Raw genomic sequence first — 23,496 nt, forward strand, 5'->3', positions numbered from 1 at the left:
GAGAGCGCCATGACATCGATCGACCCGTCACCGGCCGAGGCCACGGCTTCCGCTATCCACCCGGCACTCGCCGATCTCGCGGCCTACCCGTTCCTGTCGGCGCTCACCGAACGGCGCACGAGGCGCATCCCCCGGGGCTTCTCGGTGAACGCCGGTCCGCTCAGCCACGAGAGCCACAACGCGCCCGCGCCGCTGAGCAAGCTCGAGGAGGCGATCCTCATCACGTGCGTGACGGGGATCACCGGCATCACGACGCACGACGGGCCGCTCGTCGAGAACAACGGGCTCAACGAGCTCGGCACTCCGTTCCTCAACATCATGGCCCGCACCGGCAGCAGCGCCGACAATGCGCAGGCCACGCACTTCTTCATGATCAACGACGACGGCATCTTCCTGCTGCAGAGCCCCCGCGGCGAGCGCGCGCTCGAGCTGCTGAAGGACCTCCCGCCGAAGTGGGGCGACTGGACGGAGGCCGACTGGATCGGCGCCGCCGACGAATGCCTCGTGCGGGTGTCCGACCGTCGCCTGGACTTCCCGCGTGAGTGGCCGTACTACCTCGGATGGAACAACCAGGCCTCCAACACCCCGGGCACCACGGTCTTCTTCCCCGTCGTCGACTGCACGTGGCAGTACATCAACGCGATCCTCATCCTCCTCACCGAGCCGGGCGGCATGCGTCCGCTCTTCCTCGACGACTGGCGCACCTTCCACCCGAAGAACGCCGTCGAGTGGATCGCCAAGATCGGCAGCGGCCTCGGGATCGGGCCGAAGATCCCGTACCACCCGATCGGCGGGCTCGACCGCGTGCGCAGCGGCTACCTCAACAAGGCGAGTCAGGCGCCCCTCGGCTTCGGCAACACGCTGCGCACCGACTACGAGGCGTTCTTCTACTTCCAGAACCTGATGCTGCTCGGCCAGGCGATGGGCCTCGGAGGCTGGATCCACGGGTCGGTGTTCCCGCCGTATATCTGGCAGCAGGATGACGCGAAGGGCTGGCACGGGCTCGGCTTCCGGCTCCAGGAGCCGAAGAAGCACCACAAGTGGCCGCCGGTGCCGGCGTCGCAGCCGAACCCCGTCGGGATCGACGGGATCCTCGAGGGCCTCACTCCCCCGTATGTGTCGTCGATGGACGAAGCGGTGGACCGCGTGGTCGAGTCCAAGTACAGCGCCACGGGGCCGGCCTACGGCAACGAGAAGGTCTTCTCGAGCCCCTACCGCAACTCCGACGACGCGCGCGCCTTCCTCGAGAAGGGCACGCGGTTCGGCCCCGAAGAGATCGCGTACACCAAGGAGATCTGCAACTACATCTGGGACACCTACGGCCGGTTCCCCGCCCATGTGGACGCGTTCTACACGCCGGGCATGTGGCTGCAGTTCTCGCACCTCGAGCTCGAGTACTACGACCGCTTCTTCGACCCGCGGCAGTACACGCGACAGGCGGCCCACGACGGGCTCTGGCACCGCTGATCCGGTGCAGGGAGCCGGGCGACGGCGGACGAGTCCCGCGGCCGCCCGATCCTGTCGTCAGAGGTGCGCGCGGAAGAAGCCGACGACGGCGGATGGATCGTCCATCACGTACCGGTAGCCCTCGTAGCGGCCGGGAGGCGACGGATACCGGATGACGCCGAGCGACCCCGAAGTCGCGGCCGAGACGTTCTCGACGACCTCCATCGTGCCCCAGGGGTCGCCGACGCCCTGCACATACTGCACCGTCGCGTTCGCGATGCGACGTGCCGGGATCGCCGGATTCTGCCGGCTGGGCAGCGGCGCGCGCATCAGGAAGTAGAGCAGATCCATCGAGCGGGCCGCCAGGGACCCCAGGCGGCCGAGCCGATCGCGTGCGAAACGCTCGTTGAACACGGTGAGCTTGGTGGGCTGGACGATGAGGAGCGCCTTCATCGGCTCCGCATCGAGCGCGCCGTAGAGCACGGTGTTGCCGCCGGCGGACATGCCGATGGCGCCGATACGGTCGGGGATGACATCCGACCGCGACCGGAGGTAGGCCACCGCTCCGGCGAAGTCCCGCGCCTCCCACGGCCCGAAGGTGAGCGGGCGGCGCGACCCGCTCTCACCGTGGTTGGCCAGGTCGAACATGAGCACGTGGAAGCCCGCATCGTGGAGCCGCTTCGTGGCGGGCAGGAAGTCCACGTCCCGGTCGGGGAACGGGACGAGCCCGGCGACGTTGCCCATCCGGTTCCAGAGCCACCCGTGCACCCACACGACCGTCGGTGCGGGATCCGGCCCTGCGGGTACGAACCAGCCCCGCAGCTCCACGCCGTCCGTCGCGTCGAAGACGACATCCTCGAACGCGAGTCCGGCTTCGGCGGGCGTGCGCGTCAGCGGCAACCGGGAGCCGACGACCATGAGCCGCGTGAGCGGCACGAGCCCGCCGATGCCGCCGCGGGCCTCGGCGCGTCGGCCCTTGTCAGCCTGAGACCGGGACATGTTCGCGGAACTTCACGGTGAGCCCGCTCGCGGGCAGCGGGAAGAGTTCGTTGGTGAGGGTCAGATCCTGTTCGGGGATCGACCATTCGGCCGTGCGAAGCAAGAGCGTGAGGTACATCTTGACCGCGACCGTCACGATGTTCTCGCCCGGGCACCGGTGGTGCGTGCTCTGACCGTCGCCGTGCGGGACGTAGCTTCCCGGCGGCAGCGCCGCCTCGGCGCTCGCCTCGAAACGATCGGGGTCGAACCGGTCGGGGTCGGGGAAGACGTCGGGGTTGCGCATGTTGATGTGGATGCCGCCCATCGCACCCCAGCCCTTCGGAATACGGTAGCCGCCTACCTCCATGTCGGACTGCACACGGCCGAAGAAGGTCGCCGAGTTCATCGCGAAGTACCGGCGCACCTCCTTCGAGACCTGCTCGAGGTACTCCATCCGTTCGATCTGCTCCATGGTGATGGGACCTTCCGGTGAGACGGCGAGCACCTCCGCGCGGGCGCGTTCCATGATGGCGGGGTGCTGGCCCACGATCATCGTGGTCAGTGTGAGCGGCACGAAGTAGCCGCCCTGGCCCGCGAAGATGAGGTGACGGATGTCGCCGCGCAGCGAGTCGATCGGAACGTCGGCGTCGTTCGCGGCGGCGATCATGCGCGACACGATGTCGTCGTATCCGCCCTGCTGGTGCTTCTCCAGCGCCTCGTCGATGATCTGGTCCATCCGCTTGCGACCCGCGATGGCCTTGCCGTACTTCGTGCCGGGGATCGGCACGGGAAGGGTCATGAATGCGTCACGCATGTTCGCGAGGTGGCGGTCGAGTTCGGCCGCGTGCTCCTCGCTGCGGTCTCCCGTGTAGAGCGCTCCGGTGAGCCGCGCGGCGAAGCGCTGCAGGTCCGCCCGCAGGTCGCCGCCTGTGCCGCTGGCGAGCCACGGCTGGATGGTGCGCTCGAGCAGCTCCTGCATCGTGGGAAGATACGACGCGATCGCCGACCGGAAGCCCACCGCGCGCAGCATGACGGATTTGCGGAGATGGTGCTCGGATCCGTCGATCAGCGCGAGCGAGTTCACGAAGATCTGCTCCGCGGAGATCGGGTCCGCGTCGCCGCGAACGATGCGCTCGTCGATCGCGAAGGTGTGGAATGCCTCGTGCCCCGAGAAGATGACGAAACTGTTCCCGAACAGCCGCGTCTTGAAGATCGGACCGTACCTCTCGATGCGGTCCTTGTAGAAGCCGTGGTTGTTCCGCAGGATCGACAGGGTCTCGCCCAGCCAGGGCAGCCCGAACCGTCCGGGTGGGAGCGGCTTGCGCGTCACTTCCCCGTCACCGCCGTCGCGCGCGTGGCTGCGGCGGGGGCCGTGGTGCCCTCCGGCGCCGTCTGGACCTTCCACGGTGCGAACGCGTTCTCGACCCCGTCGAGCGACGGCGCCAGCTGCGGGTAGTGGCGAAGGAGCACCGAGGCCATCGTGTTGTCGGCGACCCACTGCATCCCGGTCTTCGTGTAGTACTCCTCGGTGTAGCAGTCGGTGATGAACCGGTCGCTCTTGAGACGCCGGCTGGCCATCAGGATGAACACGCGGAACGCGGTGTCGCTGAAGCCGAATCCCGGCGGCGGCGTCTCGGCGTGCATGCCGACCTGCAGATCCACCTTCTCGACGTCGCCGTACATGGCCTCGAGCTCCCGCGCCCACGTCGGGTTGTCGGTGAGTTCGTCGAACGTGGCGGCAGGCTTCAGGTGCAGCTGACGCCGGAACTCGTTGTACCGCGGCACGCCGCGCTCGCGGTCGCGCATGACGTCCAGGGCTGCGAGGTCGAGACGCAGCCCGTCGGGCAGGGTGATGTCCTGCATCCAGCGCGGGAAGTTGTGCAGCTGCACGGCACCCGGATGCTGCACCCCGAACGAGTACCAGAGGTCCTGGACCTTCGCGCCCGAGGTCAGTACGCGGTGCGCGTTGAGCAGGATGATCTCCTGGAACTCCATGCTGTCCACGAGCGTGCCGTCGTCGAGCGAATGGACCTCGAGGGTGTCGGGCAGAAGCGGGTGCAGACGGTACACCGCCGCGAACTCCTCGGTCAGCTGATACGGCGAGCCGTGGTGGTCGAACGCGGACCCCGGGATGCCGCTGATGACCTCGCTCTTGCTCAGGCGGCCGAACATGCGGTGGAGCTTCTCTTCGGCGAGCCCCCACCAGTTCGCGCGCATGGCGACCTTGAGAACCGGGTGCGCGATGATCGCGGGCGTCCATTCCACCGTGTGGATCTTGGCGAGGAGCGCCGAGACGACCAGCTGGGCGGTGCCGAAGAGCTCGTCCTCGGTCATCCCCGGGTAGTCCTGCTTCAGCCGATCGCAGATCGCATTGTGCTCGAGGGTGAAGAGGGTGTGCAGCAGACCGAGGCCCACCCACCAGTTCTCGCTGAAGCCGGTGAGCGCGACGCCCGTCGCCGGATCGAGAGGGAGGTTTCCATCCTTGAGTACGAGCTTGCCGTCGACGTGGCTGCGCACCTGCTCGCGCCGCTCGGGGGTGCTCCCGTAGATGGATGACGCGTCCCACCAGTGCGAGTTGTCGTTGAGGAACGTCGGCGGCAGGTCGCGGTCCGCGTCGGTGCGGGTGTCGTCGACTTTGGTGCGCGGAATCCGCATCGGCTTCTCGAACCAGTCGTCGCCGTCCTCGATGTCGATCTCGATGACGTCGACGGGCTCCCGGCCGTGCGCGAACCAGTCGTGCGTCTGGAACTGGATCCATGCGGCGGCGAGGAGGTTGATCGAGGTCGCCGGGGTGAACGTCTCGCGCCGCATCAGCGTGCGGCTGATCTCCCGGGGGTTGGGTGTCATGAGTTCGTCGCCTTCGGCGGCCCACGCGTGCGCCAGCGGCACGTTGCGCGCGAATCGCGTGCCGGCGCGACCCATGTCGGGATCGCTCAGGTCGTTGTACGAGCCGTCCGCGGTGCGGAACCGCCGGCGCTCTTCGCCGGCCGTGGCAGGTGTCACACCGGCGGTGCGGCCCGCACCGCCGGGCGTGCGGGTGTCGACGAGGTTGTCCTCTCGCAGCTGCTCACGCAGCGCTATCAGGTTGAACAGACCGAGCAGGAACGGAAGCCGATACCACTGTTTCGTGCGATTGATCCTTGCGTAGAAGCGTCTGAGCACCTTGGGTCTCCTCGTAGCCGGCGGTGAACGCGGGAGGGCAGGTCCGTGGATCTGCCCGAATCATAGTGAAGAGAGCATGCACGGGCCATCCTTCGTACATGCGACGTGCGGATGTTTCGGGCGACGTGTTGAGCAGCTCTGCCACAGGGCGCGGCATCCGTTGCGGCGTCGTCGCCGGGATCACTAGTTTGAGTGCCGAGGGGGTGGTTCCAGGGCGACGTATCTTCTGCGGCGCGCGGGACTCCTCCGGTGTACGACCGTCTCCACCGAGTGTGTCGCCGAGCCCCGCAGAGAGGGAGTCGATGATCCGTACGCAACACGAGAACGACCCGAGGTACGCCCCCGTCGGCCAGGAGATGGCCTGAGATGCCGACGGCAGAGCACGTCGACGCGGTCGTGGTGGGCTCCGGATTCGGCGCATCCGTCAGCGCCTATCGTCTCGCCGAGGCGGGCCGCTCCGTGGTGCTGCTCGAGCGCGGACGCGCGTACCCGCCAGGGAGCTTCGCGCGCAATCCGTACGAGATGAGCAGGGCGTTCTGGGAGCCGAAGGACGAACTGCTGGGCCTGTTCGACGTGCGGTCGTTCCGCAAGCTCGAAGGCATCGTGTCGGCAGGGCTCGGCGGTGGCTCGCTCATCTACGCCAACGTGCTGCTGCGCAAGGACGAGCGGTGGTTCGTGCACGATTCCCCGTTGCCGGGCGGAGGCTACGAGCACTGGCCGATCGGCCGGGGCGACCTCGACCGACACTACGACGCGGTCGAGGCGATGATGACGCCGGTGCCGAACCCCTACCCCGACCTCCCCAAGGCGCGTGCCTTGCGCGACGCCGCCGACACGCTGGGACTGCAGGCGTTCTCTCCCCCGCTCGCGGTGTCGTTCTCGTCGCGGCCAGGAGCTGAGGCGATCCCGAAGCAGGTCGTCGACCTGCCGTCGTATGGGAACCTCCACAACGCGACACGACTCACGTGCCGCCTGTGCGGCGAGTGCGACATCGGCTGCAACGAGGGCTCGAAGAACACGCTCGACCACAACTACCTGTCCGCGGCGGCCGCCCACGGAGCCGACTTGCGCACGCTGTGCGAGGTGACCGGTGTCACGCCGCTCGACGGCGGCGGTTACGAGGTGCGCTACGTGCGCTACGGCGACCCCGATGCGAGCGGCCGTCACGAGCGGACGCACCTGCGCATCACGTGCGACCAGCTGTTCCTCGGCGCCGGCACCTTCGGCACGACCGCGTTGCTGCTGCGCAACCGCGTGGCCCTGCCCGCGCTCGGGCGCGCTCTGGGCACCCGCTTCAGCGGCAACGGCGACCTGCTGACCTTCTGCTTCGGTGCGCAGTCGACGACCGAGGCGGGGCATACGCGCATGATCGACCCGGCCTTTGGGCCGGTGATCACCACGGCCATCCGCAAACCCGACGGATTGGACGAGGAGGGCCAGGGGCGCGGCTACTACGTGCAGGAGGCGGGCTTCCCCGAGTTCACCAGCTGGCTCGTCGAGACCGCTCAGGTCACCGCGTCGATGCGGCGCGCGGCGAGCGTCGTCTCTCAGATGGTCGCCCACCGGCTCACGAACAAGAACGAGTCCACCATCTCGGCCGAGGTGGCCAAGCTCGTCGGGCAGGGCCGGCTCACCTCGAGCTCGCTCCCGCTGCTCGGCATGGGCCGAGACACACCGGACGGGCGGATCACGCTGGTCGACGGCGAGATCGAGGTGGAGTGGACCACCGCCACGAGCAAGGCGTACTTCGACGCCATGCGCGAGACGATGAAGGGCATCACCGAAGCGCTGGGCGGCAAGTTCCGTGACAACCCGCTCTGGTGGACGAAGCGCGTCGTCACGGTGCACCCGCTGGGCGGCACCCCGATGGGGCGAGCGCCGCAGGAGGGCGTGGTCGACAGTTGGAACGAGTCGTTCGGCCACCCCGGACTCTTCGTCGTCGACGGCTCGGCGGTGCCGGGGCCCGTCGGCCCCAATCCATCGCTCACGATCGCGGCGATGGCCGATCGTGCCCTCGAGCATGTGCTCGACAAGCCGAAGCCCAGGCGGCGGCGCAGGGCGGCAGAGCCCGCCCCGGCGCCTGTCGTCGCCGCGCCTGCGGATCCCGTCGCCGGCCGCGGCATGGAGTTCACCGAGCAGATGAAGGGGCACCTCGCCCTCGGCGAGACGGATCCGCTCGCGGGCTGGGAGCTCGGGCGCCAGCTGGCGCAGCGCTTCATGTTCCAACTCACGATCACCGCACCCGATGTGGAGCGCTTCGCAGCCGGCGAGGACCACACCGCCACCGCCGAGGGCTACGTCGACTGCGACCTCCTCGGCGGCACCCTGCCCGTGCAGCGCGGGTGGGCGAACCTCTTCGTGGCCGCCGATGCCGTCCTCACCCGCGAAATGCGCTACCGGCTCTGGTTCAGCGACATGTCGGGCCAGCCGCTCACGATGTACGGCTGCAAGACCGTGCGCAACGATCGCGGCTTCGACATGTGGACCGACACCTCCACGCTCTACATCACCCTCATGCGCGGGCATGTCCCGTCCGGAGAGAACGGCGCTCAGGATGCCGGCGCCGACGTGGTCGGCGCCGGCATCCTGCGGATCCTCCCGCTCGACTTCGCGCGTCAGCTCACGACGTTCCGCGGGTCGGGTTCGGGTCCGCTCAGCTCCATCGCCCGGTTCGGCGCCTTCTTCGCCGGTTCGATGAAGGACGTCTACCTGCGCCCCGGACCGCCCCCGCCGGACGCCGCCCCGGCGTCGGCGTCGTCGGCGGCGCCGAGGGAGGAGGGATCGTGAGGGCCTCGGCACGATGGCGTCACCATGACGAGGTCCACTTCCTCGACGCCGGCGACGGCGTCACGATCACCCTCATCCGGGTGCGCACCGACGCCGAATCCACGAAGGGGCCGGTGCTGCTGCTGCACGGCGTGGCGATGCGGGCGGAGTCGTTCCGGCCGCCCGTCGCACGAACGCTCGTCGATGTGCTCCTCGACGACGGCTGGGACGTGTGGATGCTCAACTGGCGCGGCTCGACCGACCTCGACCCGCGGCCCTGGACGCTCGACGACGTCGCGCTCCGCGACATCCCTGCCGCCGTCCGCCACGTGCTCGCACAGACGGGTGCATCTTCGCTGAGGGCGGTGGCGCACTGCCAGGGGTCGACGGCCCTCAGCATGGCCGCGGTGAGCGGGCTCGTGCCCGAGGTGGACGTCATCGTGTCGAACGGCGTATCGCTGCATCCGGTGATGCCGCCCTTCGCACGGGTGAAGCTGCACGCGCTGCGACCGCTCGTACAGCGCACGCAGTCGTACGTCGACGTCCCCTGGCGCGACGGACCGGAGGGGGTGCTCCCCCGCGTGACTCGCAACGCCGTGCGCATGTGGCACGCCGAATGCGGCAACGCGAGCTGCAACATGGCGAGCTTCGCGCTCGGGTCGGGGCATCCCGCGCTCTGGCGGCACGCGAATCTGGATGCCGCGACCCACGATTGGGTCGCGACCGAGTTCGGCCGTGTGCCGATGAGCTTCTACGCGCAGCTCGCCGCCTCCGACCGCGCCGGGCAGATCGTGCCGATCCGGGCGAAGGGTGGTCTGTCCGCCAGAATCACAGCCTCGGCGCCGCAGACGCAGGCGAGATTCGCGCTCTTCGCGGGTGCGCAGAACCGTGCGTTCCTGCCGGAGAGCCAGAAGCAGACCCACGCCTACCTCGAACGGCATCAGCCGGGTCGGCACTCGCTCACCGTGCTCCGCGGATACGGCCACGCCGACGTCTTCCTCGGGGCGCGCGCCCACATCGATGTCTATCCGAGGGTCCTCGCCGAGCTCAACGCCTGACCGGGTCGCGGCGTAGCCTGAAGCCGTGCGACGACACCGTCTCGATTCCGCGGCGATCGCGTCGGCGGGATACGACGCCGACACCGCCGTGCTCGAACTCGAGTTCACGTCGGGCGACGTGTATCGCTACTTCGCGGTGCCGCCGTCGGTGCACCGCGCGCTCCGCGAGGCCGACAGTGCCGGGAGGTTCTTCCAGGAGCGGATCAGGGAGGTCTATCCCTCGGAGCACGTCCGCTGAGGTGCACGTGAATGCGAAAACCCCCGCCGAGGCGGGGGTTTCAGGTGGTGCGCGATACTGGGATCGAACCAGTGACCTCTTCCGTGTCAGGGAAGCGCGCTACCGCTGCGCCAATCGCGCCCGTGAAAGGGCTATTCAATTCGAGTGGAGGTGGCGACGGGATTCGAACCCGTGTAAACGGCTTTGCAGGCCGGTGCCTAGCCGCTCGGCCACGCCACCGCGTGTGGTTTGACCCCACGTGCCGTGATCCCTGGAGGGGGATCCCTGCACTCGAGCGGATGACGAGACTCGAACTCGCGACCCTCACCTTGGCAAGGTGATGCGCTACCAACTGCGCTACATCCGCATTTCGTTCCCGGCTTGTTCACCCGGGCACTTGAAAGACTCTAACCGATCCTGAGCGTCCTGCAAAACCGAGTGCACCCCGCGCGTGTCACACCGATGTGGTTCGAGGCACGCTCCCGCATCCGGTAAGGTTGTTACTCGTCCCCCTCGGGGAACGGGCGATTGGCGCAGTTGGTAGCGCGCTTCCTTCACACGGAAGAGGTCATCAGTTCGAGTCTGGTATCGCCCACCACCACAGAAGGCCCGGTCATGAAAGTGATCGGGCCTTCTTGCGTCAGTTGCCGACGTCCCAGCCGTAGCGGCGGTGGAGGGCGTCGGCGACGCGCACGAACCGGTCCAGATCGAGAGCGGATGCCTCGCGCCGCATGCCGTCGCGATGCACGCTGTAGAGCTGCTCGATGTCGAGCCACGAGGGTCGTCCCTGCGCGTCCCAGTCCCCCGTGCCGAGAGGGAGGAAGTCGCGGTCGCCGTCGTGGGACTTGCTGGTGAGACGGACGGCGTACACGCGCTCGGCGCTCTGCCGCGCGATCACGAGGAGCGGGCGGTCCTTGCCGCGCCCGTCGTTCTCCTCGTAGGGCACCCATGTCCAGATGATCTCGCCCGCATCGGGATCGCCGTCGTGATCGGGCGCGTACGTGATCCTCAGCGCTCCCCTGCCGGGCGGCGCCACCTCCACGGTGGCCGTCGGCCCGCTGCGGCCGTCCTCAGGCGCAGGGGCCGAGGAAGGGCCTGCCGTTCGGCGGGGCCGGAGGATGCTGTTCAGGATGCTGCGCAGCCCGCTTCGCTGTGTCACAGTCGCCATCCTAGGATCGCCCGGGGTCGGCGCCGGAAACGCCGAAGGGGCGCCGCGGTGGGGGGAAGACCGCGACGCCCCTTCGGAGCGGATGCCGTGTGTCAGGCGCGAGCGCCCTCGAGCACGTAGCCCTCCTCGCCGTGGACAACCGTGTCGATACCGGCGACCTCGTCCTCGTTCTTGACGCGGAAGCCGACGGTCTTCTCGATGAGGAAGCCGATGGCGTACGCGAGGACGAACGAGTACACCAGCACTGCCACGGCGGCGATCGCCTGGACCATCAGCTGAGTGCCGTTGCCGCTGTAGATGAGGCCGGTGTTGTTGGCGAAGAAGCCGAGGTACAGCGTTCCGATGAGACCGCCGACCAGGTGGATGCCCACCACGTCGAGGGAGTCGTCGAAGCCCCACTTGTACTTGAGCTCGATCGCCAGGGCGCAGACGGCGCCGGCCACGAGACCGAGCACGATCGCCCAGATCGGGGTGAGGGACGCGCACGCGGGGGTGATCGCGACGAGACCCGCGACCGCGCCGGAGGCCGCGCCGACCGACGTGGGCTTGCCGTCCTTGATCTTCTCCACGACGAGCCACGCGAGCAGGGCTGCAGCAGGTGCCGCGATGGTGTTCACGAACGCGAGCGCCGCGGTGCCGTCGGCGGCGAGCTCGGAGCCCGCGTTGAAGCCGAACCAGCCGAACCACAGCAGGCCGGCGCCGAGGAGGACGAACGGCGGGTTGTGCGGGACGTGGACGCCCTTCTGGAAGCCGACGCGCTTGCCGAGCACGAGCGCGAGAGCGAGAGCCGCCGCACCGGCGTTGATGTGGACCGCGGTGCCGCCGGCGAAGTCGATCGCGCCGACGCCGAACCACTCCTGCATGCCGTAGGTGATCCAGCCGCCGTAGGCGAAGCTGCCGTCCTCAGCGAGGCCGAAGTTGAAGACCCAGCTGGCGACCGGGAAGTAGACGATCGTCGCCCAGATGGCGGCGAAGATCATCCACGAGCCGAACTTGGCGCGGTCGGCGATCGCGCCCGACACCAGCGCGACGGTCAGGATCGCGAACGTGGCCTGGAAGGCGACGAAGGCCAGTGGCGGGTAGGCGGCGCCCTCAGGCGTCTCGAGAAGGCTCGAAAGGCCGATGGCCGACCAGTCGATCGCCCAGGGGGCGACGAGTCCGTCAGCGCTGGGGAACGCGATCGCGTAGCCGTAGATCACCCACAGCACGCCGATGAGCCCCAAGGCTCCGAAGCTCAGCATCATCATGCTGATGACGCTCTTGGCCTTGACCAGGCCGCCGTAGAAGAACGCGAGACCGGGCGTCATCAACAGGACGAGCGCGGCCGCTATGAGCATGAATGCGGTGTTGCCTTGATCCATCTCGGTGGAGAACCTCTCTGCGGGTGACGCAGGTGTAGCGTCGGGTTCCCTCAGTGTGGTCTCGGTCCGTTTCGGTTGCGGGACGACCCGTGTTTCCCCTTCGTTACGCGATGGGTGCTCACGTAAACATCGTGTTTCGCGTTGCCGTGCGGCGACCCCGAACCGGTCGATGCCCGGCGGGTTCAGGCGAGGGTCGAGGCCACCAGGCGTGAGATGGCGCGGAGGTACTTCTTGCGGTAGCCGCCGGCAAGCATCTCCTCGGGGAAGACGAGGTCCAGCGACGTGCCGGTCGCGCGGATGGGCAGCTGCGCGTCGTAGACGCGGTCGATGAAGGCGACGAACCGCAGTGCGGCCGACTGGTCGTCGAAGGGCGTCACGTCTCGGAGCCCCACGACCGCCAGTCCCTCGATGAGGCGGATGTAACGGGACGGGTGCACGTGGGCGAGGTGCCCGACGAGTGCGTCGAAGGTGTCGTCCGACGCGAGTCCTCTGGCGGCAGCATCCGCGATCGCAGCCTCGTACTGCGGCTCCTCGAGCACCACGGCATGCCCGTCGACCGCGCGGTGGCGGAAGTCGGTGCCGTCGATGCGGATGGTCTGGAAACTCGAGGCCATCGCGTGGATCTCGCGGAGGAAGTCCTGCGCAGCGAAGCGTCCCTCGCCGAGGGCGTTGGGAGGGGTGTTGGATGTCGCGGCCAGCCGTGTTCCGGAGGTCACGAGCTCGCCCAGCAGGCGCGTCATGACCATGGTGTCGCCCGGATCGTCGAGTTCGAACTCGTCGATGCAGAGCAGATCCGCGCCGCGGAACAGCTCGACGGTGTTCTGATAGCCGAGTGCGCCGACCAGCGCGGTGTACTCGATGAAGGATCCGAAGTACTTCCGGCGTGCCGGCATCGCGTGGTAGACGGAGGCGAGCAGGTGGGTCTTGCCGACGCCGAAGCCGCCGTCGAGGTAGACGCCGGGCTTGAGCTCCGGGCGCTTCGCGCGACGGAACAGCCCGCCCTTGGCGGGCGCCGCGGCGCCGGAGAACGCCTGGAGCAGATCCTTCGCCTCCTGCTGCGACGGATAGGCGGGGTCGGCGCGGTACGTGTCGAACGTTGCGTCGGCGAACTGGGGCGGTGGGACCAGCGCGGCGACCATCTCGGCGCCGGCGAGCTGCGGAGTGCGCTCCGCGAGGTGGACGACGCCGGTGCGGGTGGCGGAGACGGTCATGCGGATCCTGCTTCGGAATCGTACAGAGGGCCTGTGACGGAGTCTTACAAGAGTGCTGTGCCGCCCCGCCCGGGAATCTAGGGTCGAAGGCGACGGTTCAACCCTAACCGTCAGCCGCGGGCGCCTGTCCTCGCCTGACACCGGATGACAGCCGCTCGACCTCGCACCCGAATCCAGGAGATGCCATGACCGTCGCGACCGACACCTCGTCCGACAAGTTCGCCGAGTACTCCGAGCCCGGCCGGCTCGTGACGGGCGACTGGCTCGAGGCTCACCTGGGTGCGCCCGGCCTTGTCGTGGTCGAATCCGACGAGGACGTCCTGCTGTATGAGACCGGCCACATCCCCGGTGCCGTCAAGGTGGACTGGCACACCGAGCTCAACGACCCCGTCGTTCGCGACTACGTCGACGGTGGGGGCTTCGCCGAGCTCCTCGGCCGCAAAGGCATCTCGCGCGACGACACCGTCGTGATCTACGGCGACAAGAACAACTGGTGGGCCGCGTACGCGCTGTGGGTGTTCTCGCTGTTCGGTCACGAAGACGTTCGCCTCCTCGACGGCGGTCGCGACACGTGGATCGCCGAGGGGCGGCCGATCACGACGGATGCCTCGACCCCGGCGCCCACGGACTACCCGGTGATCGAGCGCGACGACTCCGTGCTGCGCGCCTATAAGGACGACGTGCTCGCGCACCTCGGCCAGGGGCCGCTCATCGACGTGCGCTCCCCCGAGGAGTACGACGGGTCCCGCACGTCGGCCCCGGCCTATCCCGAGGAAGGCGCACTGCGCGGCGGGCACATCCCCTCGGCGCAGAGCGTGCCGTGGGCGCGCGCCGTCGGCGAGGACGGCGGATTCAAGTCCCGCGCCGAGCTGGACGCGATCTACCGCGGCGAGGTCGGGCTCGAGGACGGCGACGCGATCGTCGCCTACTGCCGCATCGGCGAGCGGTCGAGCCACACGTGGTTCGTGCTCAAGCATCTCCTCGGCTTCGACGACGTCCGCAACTACGACGGGTCGTGGACCGAGTGGGGCAGCGCCGTGCGTGTGCCGATCGTGGCGGGTGCCGAGCCCGGCGAGGCGCCGCAGCGCTGAGCCGCAGCATCCATCACGTGGGAGAATGGCGGAGATGACCGAAGCCGTTCTGCCTGACCGTCTCGCCGAGATCCGCGACGAGTTCCTCGAGCTGCCCGAGCTCGACCGGCTGCAGCTGCTGCTGGAGTATTCCTACGACCTGCCGCCGGTTCCTGCGGAGTACGAAGGGCACCCTGAGCTGTACGAGCGTGTGGTCGAGTGCCAGTCGCCGGTGTTCATCGTCATCGACGTCGATGCCGACGGGGCAGTCGCGATGCACGCGACTGCTCCGCCCGAGGCGCCGACGACCCGCGGGTTCGCGAGCATCCTCGCGCAGGGACTCACCGGCCTCACGGCCGCCGAGGTGCTGGCCGTGCCGGGCGACTTCCCGCAGACGCTCGGTCTCACGCGGGTGGTGTCGCCCTTGCGCATCTCCGGGATGACCGGAATGCTCCTGCGCGCCCAGCGTCAGGTGCGCGCCAAGTCGGCGGTGTGATCCCTCCCAGGATCCGTCAGTCAGCGATGATCCCGTGGGCGGCGAGCCAGGTGCCGATGCTGGCGCTCCAGCGCTCCTGGTCGTAGTTCCACAGCTTCGTGTGGCGTGCGACCTCGAACACCTGCATCTCGACGAGGTCCGGACGCGCGGCGACGAGGTCGTGCGAGGCGTCCGACGGGACGAACCCGTCGTCGTCGCTGTGGAGGATGAGGATGGGATGCCTGAGCTCCGCGGCCCGCGCGACGACGTCGAGCTGGTCGAGACGGATCGCGGCGCCGGTGCGGGTGAGCGGCGAGGCCCACTCGGCCTGCAGCGCCTCGATCGCGAGACGGCTGACGGCGCCGGGAACCCGCTCGGCGCGGGCCTGGAAGTCGAGCACGATGCGCCAGTCGACGACGGGCGACTCGAGGATGAGTCCCGCGATGGCATCCCCGTGCGCCGAGTTGAGCGCGAGCTGCAGCGCGATCGCGCCGCCCATCGACCAGCCCATGACGATGATCCGGCGCGCGCCGCGTCGCCGCGCGAATCCGACGGCCGCGTCGACGTCGCGCCACTCGGTGGCGCCCAGCGCGTAGGTGCCGTTGCGGCTGCGGGGCGCCTCGCCGTCGTTGCGGTACGACACGACGAGCGACGTGATGCCGAGGGCGTGGAACACGGGCACCGCCCGCAGGCACTCCGCACGCGTGGTGCCGCGCCCGTGCACCTGGATCACCCAGGTGTCGCCCTCTCCGGCCGGGAACTGCCACGCCGGGCACGGGCCGACCGTGGAGCCGATGAGCTCCGGCGTGAACGGCAGGTGCAGCTGCTCGGGGTGGTCGTAGTACCAGCCGCTGAACGCCGCCTCGGGGGCCAGGCTCGCGTCCGCAGGGATGTGGGTGAGGAGCTTGCGCTTGACGCTCGAGGCGTCCTCCGAGAGCACCGAGCCGAGCTTGATGTAGTCGGACGTGCCGGACGTGAACAGCCCGTAGCGACCGGGGAGCTCCGTGTCGGCCGTGCGCGACAGGGTGATCGTCTGCGCGGCGGTGTCGAGCGCGAGGATGCGGGTGTCGGCCTGTCGGCGTGCGGGAGTGACGACTTTTCGGGCCATCACCACGGAGCTCGCCGTGAGAGCGCCGAGCACAGCGGCCAGCGCCACGCTCAGCACCGTGAGCGCGGCCTTCACCCCGGCGACGAGGGCGGGCGTCCTGCGCCTGCGGCGAGGAGCGAGAGCCTTCGGCCCTCCCGGGTAACTGCGTGCGCCGCCCCATGCGGCGCGCCTGGAGGCGACCATCGAGGCATCAGCCTAGTCTGTCCGCGTGACTGAGCAGCGTCCCCCGGCGGCACCGGGCTCTTTCGAGCAGGCCGCCGAGGCGGTGCGCGCGATCTCCTTCCGCGACGACCTCACGGTCCGCGAGATCGCCGCGCCGCAGGGTCTCGCGCCGAACGCGTTCGCCATCGCGGGTGACGTGCGTCCCGAGCCCGACGCCACGGACTCTCCCTACGGCACCGGGCGGCTGGTCCTCCTGCACGATCCGGAGGAGCCCGCGCCCTGGAACGGTCCGTGGCGGATCGTGTGCTTCGCGCAGGCTCCGCTCGAGCCCGAGATCGGGGTCGATCCGCTGCTCGCGGACGTCGCGTGGACCTGGCTCACCGATGCGCTCGAATCACGACGAGCCGCCTACCATTCGGCATCCGGAACGGCGACGAAGACCCTCTCCAAGGGGTTCGGCGCGCTGGCCGCGGAGGGCGACGGCGCACAGATAGAGCTGCGTGCGTCCTGGTCTCCGGAAGGCGCGATCGCTCCGCACGTGGAAGCATGGGCGGAGTTGGTATGCATGCTGGCCGGACTTCCGCCCGGCTCGGAAGGGATCGCGATGCTCGGTTCGCACAGGTCGCCACGTGGCTGAATACGACGTGATCGACGAGGTCGCGCGCGTCGGAGAGGCCGCACGGCGCCTTGCAGACGGGGAGGGGCCTGTCGCCGTCGACGTCGAGCGCGCCTCCGGGTTCCGCTACTCTCAGCGGGCGTATCTGGTGCAGGTGTACCGGCGCGGGGCGGGCGTGTTCCTCTTCGATCCCCCGCCGATCCGAGACTTCCGGGCGCTCGAGGATGCGATCGGCGCCGAGGAGTGGGTGCTGCACGCCGCGAGCCAGGACCTGCCTTCCCTGCGCGAGATCGGGCTCGAGCCGGCCTCCATCTTCGACACCGAGCTCGCCGCGCGCCTGCTCGGCCATGAGCGGGTGGGCCTCGGGGCCGTCGTCGAAGACACGCTGGGCATCACGCTCGCGAAGGCCCACTCCGCGTCGGACTGGTCGACGCGGCCCCTCCCCCAGTCGTGGCTCGAATACGCGGCACTCGACGTCGAGCACCTCGTCGACGTCCGCGACAAGCTGGTCGCCGAGCTCGTGGAGCAGGGTAAGACCGAGTTCGCCGCGGAGGAGTTCCGCGCCGTGCTCGAACGCGAGCCCAAGCCTCCCCGGGAAGAGCCGTGGCGCCGCCTGTCGGGCCTGCACACCGTGCGCGGACGCAAGGCGCTGGCCGTCGCCCGCGAGCTGTGGACCGCACGCGAGGAGTACGCGAGGGAGGAGGACGTCGCCCCCGGGCGCCTCGTCCCCGACCGCGCTCTGGTCGCCGCGGTGCTGGCGGACCCCAAGACGAAGAGCGCCCTCGCCGCGGTCAAGGACTTCACCGGCCGCGCGAGCCGGTCGCAGCTGGACCGCTGGTGGGCGGCGATCGAGAGCGGGCGTGCGGTCACGCAGCTCCCGCTGGAACGTGCGACCGGCGGCGACACGCTGCCGCCGCCGCGGGCGTGGGTCGATCGCAACCCCGAGGCCGACGCCCGTCTGAAGGCGGCTCGCCCCGTCGTGGAGCAGCGGGCCGAGGAGCTGCACATGCCGACCGAGAATCTCCTCACGCCCGAGCTGCTGCGGCGCGTCGCCTGGACTCCCCCGCAGCCGCTGACCGCAGCATCCGTCGGCGAAGCTCTTGCGACACTAGGCGCACGACCCTGGCAGATTGCGCAGACCTCACAGGTGATTGCCGATGCCTTTGTGGGATCCGTGCAAGCCGTATCGAAGGCGCCGGAAACGGCTTCGTAGGTTTCCCCCACCCGATTCCGACCGCTCCACGCGCCCTCCTAGGCTGGCGACATCCCTACTTTTGGAGGCAGAGTGGCCGAGATTTCGGACGTCTTCTTCGTCGATGGCATGCGCACCCCGTTCGGGCGCGCCGGCGAGAAAGGCATGTACTGGAACACCCGCGCGGACGACCTCGCCGTCAAGGCGACGATCGGGCTGATGGAGCGCAACCCCGGCGTTCCCAAGGACCGCATCGACGATGTCGCCATCGCAGCGACGAGCCAGACCGGTGACCAAGGGCTGACCCTCGGCCGCAGCGTCGCGATCCTCTCCGGGCTCCCCCAGACGGTTCCGGGCTTCGCGATCGACCGCATGTGCGCGGGAGCGATGACGAGCGTCACCACGATGGCAGGGTCCATCGGCGTCGGCATGTACGACCTCGCTCTCGCGGGCGGCGTCGAGCACATGGGACACCACCCGATCGGCGGCAACGCCGACCCGAACCCGCGTTTCGTGGCGGAGAAGATGGTCGACCCGGGCGCGCTCAACATGGGCGTGACCGCCGAGCGCATCTTCGACCGGTTCCCGCACCTCACCAAGGAGCGTTCGGACCGCTACGGCATGCTGAGCCAGCACAAGGCGCAGGCGGCGTACGACGCCGGCAAGATCCAGCCCGACCTCGTCTCGGTCGCCACAAGGGACGCCGACGGCTCCTGGGGCCTCGCCACCGAGGACGAGGGCCGCCGCCCGCAGACCACGATGGAAGACCTCGCAGGTCTGAAGACGCCCTTCCGCCCGCACGGCCGGGTGTCCGCGGGCACCTCCTCGCCCCTCACCGACGGCGCGACGATGTCGCTGCTGGCCGGCGGCGGCGCGGTCAAGGAGCTGGGCCTCACGCCGAAGATGAAGCTCGTCTCGTTCGCGTTCGCGGGTGTGCAGCCCGAGATCATGGGCATCGGCCCGATCCCGTCGACCGAGAAGGCGCTGAAGAAGGCGGGCCTGAGCATCGGCGACATCGGCCTGTTCGAGCTGAACGAGGCGTTCGCGATCCAGGTGATCTCGCTGCTCGATCACTTCGGCATCGCCGACGACGACCCCCGGGTCAACCAGTGGGGCGGCGCCATCGCGCTCGGCCATCCGCTCGCCGCCTCCGGCGTGCGCCTCATGATCCAGCTCGCGGCCCAGTTCGCCGAGCGCCCCGACGTGCGCTACGGCCTGACCGCGATGTGCGTCGGCCTCGGCCAGGGCGGCTCGGTCATCTGGGAGAACCCCCACTTCGACGGCAAGAAGAAGCGCTGAGGCATCGACGAAATGACGAACTACGACGACATCGACTTCTCCCCCATCCTCGCCGTGACGGACGGCGAGGTGATCACGCACTCGCGGGTACGCGACATCCGTCTCGCCTCCGGCAAGGTGCTGGCGCTCGTCACGCTCGACAACGGTCGCGACCACACGCGCCCGAACACGCTGGGTCCCGCGACCATGTTCCAGCTCGGCGAGACGCTGGATGCGCTCAAGGCGCGCGCGGCCGCCGGTGAGATCCAGGCGGTCGGCATCACCGGCAAGCAGTACATCCTCGCGGCGGGCGCCGACCTCTCAGACATCAGCAAGGTCGGCTCGAAGGACAACGCGCGCATGGTGGCCCAGCTCGGCCACAAGGTGTTCGGAAAGCTCTCCGACCTCGGCGTACCGACGTTCGCGTTCGTGAACGGGCTCGCGCTCGGCGGCGGGCTCGAGATCGCGCTGAACAGCACGTACCGGACGGTGGATGCCTCGGCCGCCGCGATCGCTCTGCCCGAGGTGTTCCTCGGCATCATCCCCGGCTGGGGTGGCGCGTACCTGCTGCCGAACCTCATCGGCATCGAGAACGCGCTCGAGGTCGTCATCTCGAACCCGCTGAAGCAGAACCGCATGCTGAAGCCGCAGCAGGCGTTCGACTACGGCATCGTCGACGCGATCTTCCCCGCCGCGAACTACCTCGAGGACTCGCTGGCCTGGGCCGACGGCGTGCTCGGCGGGAAGATCAAGGTCGACCGCAAGAACGAGCCGGGCAAGATCGAGCGTCTCACCAAGTGGCCGATCGCCGTCAAGATGGCCCGCGGCATGCTCGAGTCGAAGATCGGCACCGTGCCGAAGTCGCCGTATGTGGCGCTGGACCTGCTCGACAAGGCGCGAAACGGATCGAAGGCCGAGGGGTTCGCACGCGAGGACGAGGCTCTCGCCGAGCTCGTCACGGGCGACCAGTTCGCGGCATCCATGTATGCCTTCGATCTGGTGCAGAAGCGCGCCAAGCGTCCGGTCGGCGCCCCCGACAAGGAGCTCGCGAAGAAGGTCACCAAGGTCGGCATCATCGGCGCCGGCCTCATGGCGAGTCAGTTCGCGCTGCTGTTCGTGCGCAGGCTGCAGGTGCCGGTGCTCATCACCGACCTGGACCAGGCGCGTGTCGACAAGGGGGTGGCGTACATCCACGACGAGATCGGCAAGCTCGAGGCGAAGGGCCGCCTCGACGGCGACTCCGCCAACAAGCTGCGCGCGCTCGTCACGGGCACGACCGACAAGCGCCTCTACGCGGACTGCGACTTCGTCATCGAGGCCGTCTTCGAGGAGGTCGGGGTCAAGCAGCAGGTGTTCGGCGAGATCGAGCAGATCATCGCCGAGGACGCGATCCTCGCGACCAACACCTCGTCGCTGTCGGTCGAGGAGATCGGCGCGAAGCTCGCCCACCCCGAGCGTCTCGTCGGGTTCCACTTCTTCAACCCGGTCGCGGTCATGCCGCTCATCGAGATCGTGAAGACGCCGCAGACCTCGGAGGCCGCGCTCTGGACCGCGTTCGTCGTCGCGAAGAACCTCGGCAAGAACGCGGTCCTCACGGCCGACGCCCCAGGATTCGTCGTGAACCGCCTGCTCGCGAAGGTCATGGGTGAGGCGGCCCGCGCCGTGTACGAGGGCACGCCGGTCGCCGACGTCGAGAAGGCGTTCGCCCCGCTCGGACTGCCGATGGGGCCGTTCCAGCTCATCGACCTGGTCGGCTGGAAGGTCGCCGCGCACGTGCAGGACACGATGGTTCGCGCCTTCCCCGAGCGGTTCTATGCGAACGACAACTTCCACGCGCTCGCGGAGCTCCCCGAGGTCGTCGAGAAGGACAAGGGCGGCCGCGTGACCGGCTGGACCAAGGCCGCGGAGAAAGTCCTGAAGCCCGCCGTGGGCGCGTCTCCGGCCTCCGCCGATGAGATCCTCCGCCGCGTGCAGGACGGTCTCGCGCAGGAGATCAGGATCATGCTCGACGAGGGCGTGGTCCCCGAGGTCGAGGACATCGACCTCTGCCTCATCCTCGGCGCGGGCTGGCCGTTCATCGACGGCGGCGCATCCCCCTACCTCGACCGCGAAGGCGCGTCCGAGCGCGTCTCCGGCGACACGTTCCACCACCCGGTGATCAAGGGCATCGCCGGCTGACGCCGCGAACACCGGAAGGGCGCATCCTCTGGGGAGGATGCGCCCTTCTCGTCGTGGGCGCGGCGCTCGGCCGCCGTGGCCTAGCGGCGCTCTTCGCGCGACAGCGTCGAGATCACCGGGATCTCGCTGGTCTGGGCCCCGCGCGCGACGGGGATGCGAGTGCCGAGCACCTGCGCGACGACGTCTTGCGCGATCTTCGCCGGGGTCAGGCCGGCGTCCTCGAGGATCTGCTCGCGGCTCGCGTGGTCGATGAACGCGTCGGGCACGCCCAGCTCGTCGACCGCCGTGTCGACGCCGGCCTCGCGCAGCACCTGGCGCACGCGCGTGCCGATGCCGCCGACACGGATGCCGTCCTCGATCGTGATGACGAGGCGGTGGGATGCTGCGAGCTCGACGATCGACGGCTGCACGGGCACGACCCACCGCGGGTCGACGACGGTGGCGCCGATTCCCTGCGCGCGCAGACGTTCGGCGACGTCGACCGCGATGTGCGCCATCGGGCCGATGCCGACGAGCAGCACATCCTGGACGTCGGAGCGCACGAGAACGTCTACGCCGTCCTCGAGGCGTTCCAGCGCCGGGATCTCGGGGCTCACGCCGCCCTTCGGGAAACGGATGACGGTGGGGGCGTCGTCGACGGCCACCGCCTCGTGCAGCTCCTCGCGGAGGCGCGTCTCGTCGCGCGGCACGGCGATGCGGATGTGCGGCACGATCTGCAGCATCGCGAGGTCCCAGATGCCGTGGTGGCTCGGGCCGTCGGGGCCCGTGACGCCGGCGCGATCGAGCACGAAGGTGACGCCCGCGCGGTGGAGCGCGACATCCATCAGCACCTGGTCGAACGCGCGGTTCATGAACGTCGCGTAGATCGCGACGACCGGGTGCAGGCCGCCGAACGACAGGCCCGCCGCGGAGGCGACGGCGTGCTGCTCCGCGATGCCGACGTCGTAGACGCGGTCGGGGAAGCGCTGCGCGAAGGGCAGGAGTCCGGTGGGGCGCAGCATGGCCGCGGTCATCGCGATGAGGTCGTCGCGCTGCTCGCCCACGTGCACGAGCTCGTCGGCGAAGACGTCGGTCCAGGCGGTGCCGCCGGCCGAGCCGAGCGACTCGCCGGTGATCGGGTCGATCTTGCCCACGGCGTGGAACTGGTCGGCCTCGTCTTCGAGGGCGGGCGCGTAGCCTCGGCCCTTCTCGGTGATCGCGTGGACGATGACGGGCGCGCCGTACTCCTTGGCGAGCTCGAGCGTCTCGATGAGCGTCGGCAGGTCGTGGCCGTCCACCGGCCCGAGGTACTTGATGTCGAGGTTCGAGTACAGCGCGGCGTTGTTCGTGAAGCGCGACAGGAACCCGTGCGTGCCGCCGCGCACGCCGCGGTACACGGCGCGGGCGGCGGGGCCGAGCTTGCGGAAGAGCGTGTCGGAGCCGCGGTGCAGGTTGCGGTAGGAATCCGCCGTGCGGACGCGGTTGAGGTAGCGCGCCATGCCGCCGATGGTCGGGGCGTACGAGCGCCCGTTGTCGTTCACGACGATGACGAGGTTGCGGTCGTTGTCGTCGGAGATGTTGTTGAGCGCCTCCCACGTCATGCCGCCGGTGAGCGCACCGTCGCCGACGACGGCGACCACGTGGCGGTCTTTGCGGCCGGTGCGGGTCAGAGCACGCGAGACGCCGTCCGCCCAGCTCAGCGAGCTCGAGGCGTGGGACGACTCGACGACGTCGTGCGGGCTCTCGGACCGCTGCGGGTAGCCGGCCAGCCCTTCGCGTGCGCGCAGCTTCGTGAAGTCCTGACGCCCGGTGAGGAGCTTGTGCACGTACGACTGGTGCCCGGTGTCGAAGATCATGGGATCGTTCGGTGAGTCGAACACGCGGTGCAGCGCGATCGTCAGTTCGACGACACCGAGGTTGGGGCCCAGGTGGCCGCCTGTGCGTGCGACGTTCTCGACGAGGAAGCCGCGGATCTCCTCCGCGAGCTGCTCGAGCTGATCGAGGCTCAATGCGTCGAGGTCGCGGGGTCCGGTGATGGACGACAGCAGCGACATCCCCGCTCCTTTCCGGC

At 69.1% G+C, this 23,496-nt stretch carries 18 protein-coding genes and 4 tRNA genes; 11 read left to right on the forward strand and 11 right to left on the reverse strand.

Annotated elements, in window-relative coordinates; translation table 11 throughout:
* The first annotated feature begins 9 nt into the window (after positions 1-9).
* Positions 10-1,467, forward strand: a complete 1,458-nt coding sequence (locus ACVN90_RS08990; RefSeq protein WP_475101780.1) for a hypothetical protein — start codon at positions 10-12, stop codon at positions 1,465-1,467.
* A 57-nt stretch (positions 1,468-1,524) separates the two neighbouring features.
* Here ACVN90_RS08990 and ACVN90_RS08995 read toward each other — a convergent pair whose 3' ends face one another.
* The 3 genes from ACVN90_RS08995 to ACVN90_RS09005 are packed head-to-tail and all read right to left on the reverse strand — an operon-like array spanning position 1,525 to position 5,586.
* Complete coding sequence (locus tag ACVN90_RS08995; RefSeq protein WP_475101781.1) at positions 1,525-2,445, reverse strand: alpha/beta hydrolase; 921 nt, start codon at positions 2,443-2,445, stop codon at positions 1,525-1,527.
* Positions 2,426-3,754 (reverse strand): cytochrome P450, encoded by a 1,329-nt coding sequence (locus ACVN90_RS09000; RefSeq protein WP_475101782.1) that lies wholly within the window; start codon positions 3,752-3,754, stop codon positions 2,426-2,428. Before ACVN90_RS09000 ends, ACVN90_RS08995 begins: the two co-directional genes overlap by 20 nt.
* On the reverse strand, positions 3,751-5,586 hold the full coding sequence (locus tag ACVN90_RS09005; RefSeq protein ID WP_475101783.1) for a peroxidase family protein: 1,836 nt from the start codon (positions 5,584-5,586) through the stop codon (positions 3,751-3,753). The genes ACVN90_RS09000 and ACVN90_RS09005 overlap by 4 nt, the downstream gene beginning before the upstream one ends.
* 366 nt (positions 5,587-5,952) lie before the next feature.
* Here ACVN90_RS09005 and ACVN90_RS09010 point away from each other — a divergent pair, with 366 nt between their 5' ends.
* The 3 genes from ACVN90_RS09010 to ACVN90_RS09020 are packed head-to-tail and all read left to right on the forward strand — an operon-like array spanning position 5,953 to position 9,648.
* Positions 5,953-8,373 carry a GMC oxidoreductase gene (locus ACVN90_RS09010; RefSeq protein ID WP_475101784.1) on the forward strand — a complete coding sequence of 807 codons (2,421 nt, stop codon included), beginning with the start codon at positions 5,953-5,955 and terminating at the stop codon, positions 8,371-8,373.
* On the forward strand, positions 8,370-9,410 hold the full coding sequence (locus ACVN90_RS09015; protein WP_475101785.1) for an alpha/beta fold hydrolase: 1,041 nt from the start codon (positions 8,370-8,372) through the stop codon (positions 9,408-9,410). The genes ACVN90_RS09010 and ACVN90_RS09015 overlap by 4 nt, the downstream gene beginning before the upstream one ends.
* Before the next feature lie 25 nt (positions 9,411-9,435).
* Positions 9,436-9,648 (forward strand): KTSC domain-containing protein, encoded by a 213-nt coding sequence (locus ACVN90_RS09020; RefSeq protein ID WP_475101786.1) that lies wholly within the window; start codon positions 9,436-9,438, stop codon positions 9,646-9,648.
* 45 nt (positions 9,649-9,693) lie between these two features.
* Here the strand turns inward: ACVN90_RS09020 and ACVN90_RS09025 are convergent.
* The 3 genes from ACVN90_RS09025 to ACVN90_RS09035 form a co-directional block, all read right to left on the reverse strand.
* A tRNA-Val gene (locus ACVN90_RS09025) sits at positions 9,694-9,768 on the reverse strand.
* A 25-nt stretch (positions 9,769-9,793) separates the two neighbouring features.
* Positions 9,794-9,867: transfer RNA gene (locus ACVN90_RS09030), tRNA-Cys, on the reverse strand.
* Between the two features lie 54 nt (positions 9,868-9,921).
* A tRNA-Gly gene (locus ACVN90_RS09035) sits at positions 9,922-9,994 on the reverse strand.
* Between the two features lie 155 nt (positions 9,995-10,149).
* Here ACVN90_RS09035 and ACVN90_RS09040 point away from each other — a divergent pair.
* Positions 10,150-10,225: transfer RNA gene (locus ACVN90_RS09040), tRNA-Val, on the forward strand.
* A 42-nt stretch (positions 10,226-10,267) separates the two neighbouring features.
* On the opposite strand, the gene ACVN90_RS09045 is transcribed toward ACVN90_RS09040, so the two are convergent.
* The 3 genes from ACVN90_RS09045 to zapE form a co-directional block, all read right to left on the reverse strand.
* A complete protein-coding gene (locus tag ACVN90_RS09045) occupies positions 10,268-10,795 on the reverse strand; it encodes a type II toxin-antitoxin system PemK/MazF family toxin (RefSeq protein ID WP_475101787.1) in 528 nt (175 codons plus the stop codon).
* Positions 10,796-10,887: 92 nt separating this feature from the next.
* On the reverse strand, positions 10,888-12,156 hold the full coding sequence (locus ACVN90_RS09050) for an ammonium transporter (protein WP_475101788.1): 1,269 nt from the start codon (positions 12,154-12,156) through the stop codon (positions 10,888-10,890).
* 182 nt (positions 12,157-12,338) lie between these two features.
* Positions 12,339-13,367, reverse strand: a complete 1,029-nt coding sequence (gene zapE, locus ACVN90_RS09055; RefSeq protein WP_475101789.1) for a cell division protein ZapE — start codon at positions 13,365-13,367, stop codon at positions 12,339-12,341.
* A 185-nt stretch (positions 13,368-13,552) separates the two neighbouring features.
* On the opposite strand from zapE, the gene ACVN90_RS09060 reads away from it, so the two are divergent.
* Together ACVN90_RS09060 and ACVN90_RS09065 are read left to right on the forward strand one after the other, a co-directional pair.
* The gene (locus ACVN90_RS09060; RefSeq protein ID WP_475101790.1) at positions 13,553-14,458 is read left to right on the forward strand and encodes a sulfurtransferase; all 906 of its coding nucleotides are present in this window, start codon (positions 13,553-13,555) and stop codon (positions 14,456-14,458) included.
* A 34-nt stretch (positions 14,459-14,492) separates the two neighbouring features.
* A complete protein-coding gene (locus tag ACVN90_RS09065; RefSeq protein ID WP_475101791.1) occupies positions 14,493-14,933 on the forward strand; it encodes a SufE family protein in 441 nt (146 codons plus the stop codon).
* A gap of 16 nt (positions 14,934-14,949) precedes the next feature.
* On the opposite strand, the gene ACVN90_RS09070 is transcribed toward ACVN90_RS09065, so the two are convergent.
* Entirely contained in the window at positions 14,950-16,203 is a 1,254-nt protein-coding gene (locus ACVN90_RS09070; RefSeq protein ID WP_475101792.1) for an alpha/beta hydrolase family protein, read from the reverse strand.
* Between the two features lie 25 nt (positions 16,204-16,228).
* On the opposite strand from ACVN90_RS09070, the gene ACVN90_RS09075 reads away from it, so the two are divergent.
* The 4 genes from ACVN90_RS09075 to ACVN90_RS09090 all read left to right on the forward strand — a co-directional run bounded on the left by ACVN90_RS09075 (position 16,229) and on the right by ACVN90_RS09090 (position 21,446).
* Entirely contained in the window at positions 16,229-16,819 is a 591-nt protein-coding gene (locus ACVN90_RS09075; RefSeq protein WP_475101793.1) for a DUF3000 domain-containing protein, read from the forward strand.
* Positions 16,812-18,011: a ribonuclease D gene (locus ACVN90_RS09080; RefSeq protein ID WP_475101794.1), complete on the forward strand. Its 1,200-nt coding sequence runs from the start codon at positions 16,812-16,814 to the stop codon at positions 18,009-18,011. The genes ACVN90_RS09075 and ACVN90_RS09080 overlap by 8 nt, the downstream gene beginning before the upstream one ends.
* Positions 18,012-18,083: 72 nt before the next feature.
* The gene (locus ACVN90_RS09085; protein ID WP_475101795.1) at positions 18,084-19,289 is read left to right on the forward strand and encodes a thiolase family protein; all 1,206 of its coding nucleotides are present in this window, start codon (positions 18,084-18,086) and stop codon (positions 19,287-19,289) included.
* A gap of 12 nt (positions 19,290-19,301) precedes the next feature.
* A complete protein-coding gene (locus ACVN90_RS09090; protein WP_475101796.1) occupies positions 19,302-21,446 on the forward strand; it encodes a 3-hydroxyacyl-CoA dehydrogenase NAD-binding domain-containing protein in 2,145 nt (714 codons plus the stop codon).
* An 80-nt stretch (positions 21,447-21,526) separates the two neighbouring features.
* Here ACVN90_RS09090 and dxs read toward each other — a convergent pair whose 3' ends face one another.
* The gene (dxs, locus tag ACVN90_RS09095) at positions 21,527-23,479 is read right to left on the reverse strand and encodes a 1-deoxy-D-xylulose-5-phosphate synthase (protein WP_475101797.1); all 1,953 of its coding nucleotides are present in this window, start codon (positions 23,477-23,479) and stop codon (positions 21,527-21,529) included.
* Positions 23,480-23,496 lie beyond the last annotated feature (17 nt).

The sequence above is a fragment of the Microbacterium sp. F01 genome, from assembly GCF_056156365.1.

What these genes read in the sequence shown, in the direction of transcription:
- ACVN90_RS09010 (WP_475101784.1), top strand. Translation starts at nt 5,953, where the DNA reads ATGCCGACGGCAGAGCACGTCGACGCGGTCGTGGTGGGCTCCGGATTC.
- ACVN90_RS08995 (WP_475101781.1), bottom strand. Translation starts at nt 2,445, where the DNA reads ATGTCCCGGTCTCAGGCTGACAAGGGCCGACGCGCCGAGGCCCGCGGC.
- ACVN90_RS08990 (WP_475101780.1), top strand. Translation starts at nt 10, where the DNA reads ATGACATCGATCGACCCGTCACCGGCCGAGGCCACGGCTTCCGCTATC.
- ACVN90_RS09065 (WP_475101791.1), top strand. Translation starts at nt 14,493, where the DNA reads ATGACCGAAGCCGTTCTGCCTGACCGTCTCGCCGAGATCCGCGACGAG.
- ACVN90_RS09090 (WP_475101796.1), top strand. Translation starts at nt 19,302, where the DNA reads ATGACGAACTACGACGACATCGACTTCTCCCCCATCCTCGCCGTGACG.
- ACVN90_RS09070 (WP_475101792.1), bottom strand. Translation starts at nt 16,203, where the DNA reads ATGGTCGCCTCCAGGCGCGCCGCATGGGGCGGCGCACGCAGTTACCCG.
- ACVN90_RS09060 (WP_475101790.1), top strand. Translation starts at nt 13,553, where the DNA reads ATGACCGTCGCGACCGACACCTCGTCCGACAAGTTCGCCGAGTACTCC.
- zapE (WP_475101789.1), bottom strand. Translation starts at nt 13,367, where the DNA reads ATGACCGTCTCCGCCACCCGCACCGGCGTCGTCCACCTCGCGGAGCGC.
- dxs (WP_475101797.1), bottom strand. Translation starts at nt 23,479, where the DNA reads ATGTCGCTGCTGTCGTCCATCACCGGACCCCGCGACCTCGACGCATTG.
- ACVN90_RS09050 (WP_475101788.1), bottom strand. Translation starts at nt 12,156, where the DNA reads ATGGATCAAGGCAACACCGCATTCATGCTCATAGCGGCCGCGCTCGTC.
- ACVN90_RS09045 (WP_475101787.1), bottom strand. Translation starts at nt 10,795, where the DNA reads ATGGCGACTGTGACACAGCGAAGCGGGCTGCGCAGCATCCTGAACAGC.